The following is a 5,651-nucleotide window of genomic DNA, read 5'->3' as shown; positions in this document are numbered from 1 at the left end:
CGCCGTCCATGGCTCCGCTCACTGCCTATTTTGGCTCTTCCGCTCTCCCTGCCTGCGGCAGGCAGGCTGCTCCAGAGCCAAAATAGGCCGCTTCGGGAAAATCCTTTTACCCTTCCTTGGACAAGCCGCGCCCGAGGCGGGCAAACGTTCACGCATAATTTGGGATAAATTTTGGGCACTAGCGAGTTTCCAATCCAGAAATGAGAATTTTTGTGCAAGATCAAGGAAATCAAGGGATTACGCGGAGGCGTACTATAAGTACGTCGCACAAGGAATCCCGCAGATTGACGCAGAGATTGCGCAAAAAGGCCATTTATGGATGGAAACTAGATAAACCCTAGGCTCTGGCAGCCCATGACACTCCCCGCGTTCATAGGATTCTTCGAGGAGAAAAAAACATTCGTACTGGCACTTCTCTTGTGCCTGCTGGGTATTTCAATCGTCTACCGGCTCGTCCTGAATCCTTTCAAGCAGGAGCGGGTCAAGACACTTACTTACACGGGTGCACCAAAGGCATCCCGGATAATGAAACAACCCGGGAAGATCCAGGTCCCGGAGCTGAATCACCGGGTAAGACTGGACCTATTGAACAAGATGAGACCCCGTTCAAGGGAAATGATCCGAAACGTCTTTTACCGGGCCAGGGAACCAGAGGTCCCGGGGAACCACCTGGAAGAAAATGTAGAAGTCCAGGGGACCCCGGTGGTGGAGACTCCACCTCCCCGGGATCTGGAGAGGCGAAAGGTGGAAGAAGATCTGAGTACGTTCCGGACATTCGGATATCTTGACCGGGACAATGAGCGCATCCTGTTTCTTGAACACGGAAACGATATTCTTGTCATTAAGGAAGGCGACTGGATAGAGGGAAAGTACCTCGTCAAAGAAATCTCAAAAGACCGGTTGACGCTCTGGGCAAAAAACATCAAGGAGAACGTTTTCGTCGATCTTACGGATTTTTGATCGGGTCTTGCCGGGGGTAAAGCCCGTGACACCCCCTGGGAGTCATTGTAATGGAATTATTCTCCTTTTTCACCGGGCACGGAGTTTAAGTTCATGCGGTATTCTCTGGATCCGCAAAACATTATTATTCGCTTTTTACTCTTAATGGCGGCGACAGCCCTTCTTCTTGGATGCGCTCCTTCCAAATTGGTCGTCGATGAATGGAAACAGTACGCCGCCGGCGGGGACTGGGACAAGAGCGTCCAAATCCTTCAAAAGGCTTACAACGAGAACCCGGACGACCGGGAAACCAAGATCCTTCTTTACCGGGCCAAAAAACAGGCCTCATTCGTTCACCTCGTAAAGGGCGAAGCCTTCCTGGAAAAGCATCGATACGAGGAGGCCATCCGGGAATTCCAAATGGCCATCGCCTTTGATCCTTCCAACATCAAGGCCGAAGACATGATCAAGAAGGCCATCGCCCTCAACGAGTCCAGGCATTACGTGAAGAAGGGGGAAGACCTGCTGAAGGCCCGAAAGTATGCTCAGGCCCGGGAGGCGTTTCTCAAGGCCCTGGAACTGAATCCCGGGGACGAGAAAGCAAAGAAGGCCCTTGCCGGTTTCAAAAAGAAAGAAGAGAGACCCCCCCATTTCCGCCTCAAAATCGACCGGGAGACCCCCGTTTCGTTGAAATTCAAGAATACCCCCATTCTAAACGTGTTTGAAGTCCTTACTCGCTTGACGGGCGTGAACTTCGTGTTCGACCGGGACGTTCAGGAAACCAAGGTGACCCTTTTCGTGACCGATATCTCCTTCGATGAATTCCTGAGTATTCTCCTGAAAACCAACAGGCTTGCCGCTAAATTAGTCAACGACAAGACCCTGATGATCTATCCGGATACACCTTCAAAGCGAAAGGAATACCGCGACCTGAAAATCAGGACCTTCTACCTGGCCAACCTGGACGTAAAAAAGGCGGTGGCTCTTCTCTCAAAGATCCTCAACAGCAAGGATATCATCGCCAACGAGAAACTGAACGCCGTGGTGATCCGGGGGACCGAAGAACTCATTGACGTTGCCTCAAAGGTCATCGAGGCCAATGACCGCCCGACTTCAGAAGTCATGTTGAACGTGGAAATCCTAGAAGTCAGCCGGAGCAAGGAAAAGAATCTGGGAATCGAATTCGATCCGTCCTCCCTTTCCATCGGGCTTGGTGAACCGGCCCTCGACTTCTTCAATTCCGCTTCTGACAGCGACAGTTACAGGGCCACGGGTTCAGGCTCTTTGCATGCCCTTGACCGAATATCCTCTGAAAACATCCTTTTCTCCTTGCCCACGGCCACCCTGAATCTCCTGAAACAGGACGGAGATACCAAGACGCTGGCCAATCCTCAGATCCGGGTTAAAAATTCCGAAAAGGCCCAGATCCACATCGGCGAACGTGTGCCCCTCCGTACGAACCGGCGCGTTGATACCACGGGCGCGGTCACCACGGACTTCCAGTACCAGGACGTGGGTGTGAAACTGGATGTTAAGCCCACTATAAACATCCACGACGAGATAACCCTCGACCTGACGCTGGAAGTGAGCGCCCTTGGAGACAACGTCGGAACCACCTCGGATCCGCAATATGCGATCCGAACCCGAAAGGCCAAGAGCGTGCTCACCATCAGGCCGGGTGAAACGGTAATAATCGGAGGCCTCATCAGCGACGAAGAACGCCGCACTATAAGAAAAATCCCGTTCCTGGGAGATATCCCCGCCGTGGGCCGCCTGTTCTCCAACGAGAATACGGACAACTCGAAGACGGACATCATCATGGCCATCACCCCGATCATTATCCGAAGCCAGGAAATCCCCGAAACGGAAGTCTCCGAGATCTGGTCAGGCAACGAGGGGAATTTTTCGTTGCGGGAACCCTTTGAAAGCTACCTGGCAAGAAAAGAGGCCTACTCCGATATCCCGGAAATGGAGCCTTCGCCTCCCGCTCCCGTGAAAGGGCCCGGCAGCGGACAGACAGAGGAAAAAGACGAAGTGAACCCGGAAAAACCGGTGGACGTCAAGCCAAGTTTTCCGTCGCCTGTGCTTCCTGAAGAGACGCCGCCTTCGGCCACGGAGTCGGACTCTTCCCGGACCGAAAAGCATCCGACCCCGCTCCGGGTCTCCGCCTCCGTCTCTCCGCCCATGGCCGGCCCCGAGCGTGCCCCAGACCAGGCATCGGGCCCTGAATCGGCAAACACCGAGGAGGCCTGGCCCCCATCCACCCCATACAGTATCCAGGTGAACTCTTTTCTTCGCCCGGATGATGCAGAGCTTCGGGTCAAATCGCTTAGAGAAAGCGGTTATGACTCCTTTACCTTTTCCAAGTATATCCCCAGCAAGCAGAGGATCTACTACCGGGTCTTCGTGGGAAGATTTCCTGATCTCAAATCCGCCAAGGAATATCGAGAGATCCTCCTGGGCAGGAAACAATTCCGGAAAGATATACACGTGGTGAAACGGGATTGGGCCATCGGGGGATGAACATGTTCCGGGGCTTTCGCAAACCTTCCGGGGTAACCCTTATCGAACTCCTGGTCACACTCGTGATCCTCTCCGTTCTGGCCACTTGTATCATGCCCCTGTCCCGGATTTCTTACAAGAGGAGCAAGGAACTCAAGCTCAGGGAAAACCTCCGGATCATCCGGACCGCCCTGGATGAATACAAGCGCCTTTCGGACGAGGGCAAAATACCGCGAAAGGCCGGGGCCAGCGGTTACCCGGAGAACCTGGAGGTGCTCGTGGAAGGAGTAGACCTGAAAGGCCCCGTCAAGATGAAAAAGAAATTCCTCAGGCGGATACCCAGGGATCCCATGACCGAGGACGGGGAGTGGGGCCTGCGGTCCTATTTCGACGAACCGGACAGTGAGATCTGGGGAGGACAAGACGTTTATGACGTCTATTCAAAAAGCGAAGAAATCGCCCTCGATGGGACGCCATACAAGGAATGGTAGCCCTTTGGGGGATACCTCTCTCTCATACCGACCGACGATTGCAGGAGAAAAATAAGGCCGTGGAATCCATTGCCGCTTCCGCGCCCCGTTTCAGGCAAAAGCACGGGGGATACACTTTGATCGAACTGATGATCGTTCTCTCGATCATCGGTATTCTCGCATCCATCGCCCAGCCGAACTTCCAGAAAAGTATCATCCGGGCCAAGGAAACCTCTCTTCGCCGGAGCCTTTTCGTATTGAGGGATGTTATCGACCAGTACTATGCCGATCACGGGAAATACCCATCCTCCCTGGATGAACTCGTGGAGAAAAAATACATCCGGCAGGTTCCCGAGGATCCCTTCACCCGTTCCCGTTCAACGTGGATCCTGATCCCGCCGGAAGATGACCCGGGGGGTGGTGTCTACGATGTGCACAGCGGGAGCGACTTGGTCAGCCTGGATGGAACTCCATACAATGAATGGTGACCCGGCATGGCGCGAAGAACAGTACACACCTTCATCTCCAGCCGTGATGCCTGGTTCTTCGGGCCGGACAGGTCAGGATTCACTTACCTGAGTGCGCTCATCCTTGTGGCCGTAATGGGCATTGCACTGGGTGCGGCCGGCCGGTACTGGAGCACAACGGTAAAGAGAGAAAAAGAGAAGGAGCTGCTCTTCAGGGGAGACCAGATACGAAGGGCCATCGAATCTTATTATTTGAGCAATCCGGGATCCGGAGGTGCTAAATACCCTCTATCCCTCGCCCACCTTTTAAAAGACCCCCGGTATCACGATGTCAGGAGGCACCTGAGAAAGCTTTACAGGGATCCCATGACCGAGGACGGGGAATGGGGTCTGATAATGGACAAGACAGGCGGCATCAAAGGGGTATTCAGCAAGAGTCTGGAACCTCCCCTCAAGAGAGGTCATTTCCCGTCCCGGTATGCATCCTTCAAGGAAGCATCGTCTTACGCGGACTGGAAATTCATTGCTTCTCCCGGTAACACACGGCAAACAAAGGAGGCTGCCCGAAATGAACAAAAAAGGCATTCTTTTCCTTTTCATTTTTTTTCTGCCTTTACTGGTGCTTACTGTTCCCTGCAATCCTGAAGAAGGTGATTCCTTTGAACAATTCCATCGCAAGTACAAGTCCCTGGAGCCACGGGAAGGAAGTTCCGCCGGTACGGATTACCTGATCGGCCAAACGGCCCTTGCGACCTTTTACACCACCAAAATGCTCAACCTCATCCACGAGCAAAACCGGCAACTCCTGGAAAAATACGACGAAGCCATTGAAAAATACGACCTGATGATCGAGCAGAACAAGAAAATTATCGAGCTTCTTACCGTGCTTACAAAGTCCAATGCCGCCCCCTGATGGGGTCGGCCTGGGGGGTCTTACACCAACCACTTGAACCCTGACTAAAAGAAAGGGGCCAAGGGTCCGAGGGGTCGAGGGGTCAAGGGGTCAAGTGAAATGCTTAGAGGCCGGCTTGGGAGGTCTTACACCAACCACACTGAAGTCTTCTCCTGAAGGCCCAAGGTTCTCCCATTCCCAGAATGGGACATTAACCTTCGGCCTCGGGGGCCACGCGGGCATCATCGCTCCTTGATCACAACAGTATACATACGATATCCAGTGGCGTTCCCGCCAAGCACAATCCGCCCTGCCGGAAAATCCTTTGAATAGACACTCATGAACGGGAAAATTATACTCAAATTCTTACCCGTATCCTTG

General features: G+C 53.3%; 6 protein-coding genes. All 6 read left to right on the top strand.

Features of this window, described 5'->3' with window-relative positions:
• Window positions 1-354: 354 nt before the first annotated feature.
• The 6 genes from JRF57_16065 (at window position 355) to JRF57_16040 (ending at window position 5,291) form a co-directional block, all read left to right on the top strand.
• Window positions 355-960 carry a hypothetical protein gene (locus tag JRF57_16065; GenBank protein ID MBW2305213.1) on the top strand — a complete coding sequence of 202 codons (606 nt, stop codon included), beginning with the start codon at window positions 355-357 and terminating at the stop codon, window positions 958-960.
• 93 nt (window positions 961-1,053) lie between these two features.
• A complete protein-coding gene (locus JRF57_16060) occupies window positions 1,054-3,462 on the top strand; it encodes an SPOR domain-containing protein (GenBank protein MBW2305212.1) in 2,409 nt (802 codons plus the stop codon).
• Window positions 3,459-3,932 carry a type II secretion system protein gene (locus tag JRF57_16055; protein MBW2305211.1) on the top strand — a complete coding sequence of 158 codons (474 nt, stop codon included), beginning with the start codon at window positions 3,459-3,461 and terminating at the stop codon, window positions 3,930-3,932. The genes JRF57_16060 and JRF57_16055 overlap by 4 nt, the downstream gene beginning before the upstream one ends.
• Entirely contained in the window at window positions 3,926-4,399 is a 474-nt protein-coding gene (locus tag JRF57_16050; GenBank protein MBW2305210.1) for a type II secretion system protein, read from the top strand. The genes JRF57_16055 and JRF57_16050 overlap by 7 nt, the downstream gene beginning before the upstream one ends.
• A gap of 6 nt (window positions 4,400-4,405) precedes the next feature.
• On the top strand, window positions 4,406-5,023 hold the full coding sequence (locus JRF57_16045; GenBank protein ID MBW2305209.1) for a type II secretion system protein: 618 nt from the start codon (window positions 4,406-4,408) through the stop codon (window positions 5,021-5,023).
• Window positions 4,947-5,291, top strand: a complete 345-nt coding sequence (locus JRF57_16040; GenBank protein ID MBW2305208.1) for a hypothetical protein — start codon at window positions 4,947-4,949, stop codon at window positions 5,289-5,291. Before JRF57_16045 ends, JRF57_16040 begins: the two co-directional genes overlap by 77 nt.
• Window positions 5,292-5,651 lie beyond the last annotated feature (360 nt).

The organism is Deltaproteobacteria bacterium, assembly GCA_019310525.1.
Taxonomy (GTDB): domain Bacteria; phylum Desulfobacterota; class DSM-4660; order Desulfatiglandales; family HGW-15; genus JAFDEE01.
Note: the sequence above shows the minus strand (reverse complement) of the source record. Positions and strands in the feature narration are given on the sequence as shown.

Coding starts and splice junctions, on each gene's coding strand:
- JRF57_16065 (MBW2305213.1), top strand. CDS start 355: ATGACACTCCCCGCGTTCATAGGATTCTTCGAGGAGAAAAAAACATTC.
- JRF57_16060 (MBW2305212.1), top strand. CDS start 1,054: ATGCGGTATTCTCTGGATCCGCAAAACATTATTATTCGCTTTTTACTC.
- JRF57_16055 (MBW2305211.1), top strand. CDS start 3,459: ATGAACATGTTCCGGGGCTTTCGCAAACCTTCCGGGGTAACCCTTATC.
- JRF57_16050 (MBW2305210.1), top strand. CDS start 3,926: ATGGTAGCCCTTTGGGGGATACCTCTCTCTCATACCGACCGACGATTG.
- JRF57_16045 (MBW2305209.1), top strand. CDS start 4,406: ATGGCGCGAAGAACAGTACACACCTTCATCTCCAGCCGTGATGCCTGG.
- JRF57_16040 (MBW2305208.1), top strand. CDS start 4,947: ATGAACAAAAAAGGCATTCTTTTCCTTTTCATTTTTTTTCTGCCTTTA.